The sequence below is a fragment of the Rahnella sp. PAMC25617 genome (assembly GCF_050606005.1).
In the GTDB taxonomy this organism is placed as follows: domain Bacteria; phylum Pseudomonadota; class Gammaproteobacteria; order Enterobacterales; family Enterobacteriaceae; genus Rahnella; species Rahnella variigena.
The window spans coordinates 1-480 of the sequence record NZ_JBOCUM010000046.1 but is presented as its reverse complement, the minus strand read 5'-3'; the positions used below and the strand labels follow the sequence as shown (position 1 = coordinate 480).

At 50.0% G+C, this 480-nt stretch carries 1 rRNA gene; it reads left to right on the top strand.

Annotated features, from left to right (window positions below):
- Positions 1-123 precede the first annotated feature (123 nt).
- Positions 124-480: ribosomal RNA gene (locus ACM615_RS23860) — 16S ribosomal RNA — on the top strand; the annotation flags it as partial.

Sequence of the window (480 nt, the reverse complement as noted above, 5' to 3'; positions counted from 1 at the left end):
AAAAATATCAAGTCTTAAAGAGTGACCAAGCAGTAATTCATTTAGGTGACTTGTTCACTTATAAGAGTACTACGAAAGTTAATTTTTGAGCACCGCTTAACTTGTTTAAGCAAATCGAACTTTTAATTGAAGAGTTTGATCATGGCTCAGATTGAACGCTGGCGGCAGGCCTAACACATGCAAGTCGAGCGGCAGCGGGAAGTAGCTTGCTACTTTGCCGGCGAGCGGCGGACGGGTGAGTAATGTCTGGGAAACTGCCTGATGGAGGGGGATAACTACTGGAAACGGTAGCTAATACCGCATGACCTCGCAAGAGCAAAGTGGGGGACCTTCTGGCCTCACGCCATCGGATGTGCCCAGATGGGATTAGCTAGTAGGTGAGGTAATGGCTCACCTAGGCGACGATCCCTAGCTGGTCTGAGAGGATGACCAGCCACACTGGAACTGAGACACGGTCCAGACTCCTACGGGAGGCAGCAG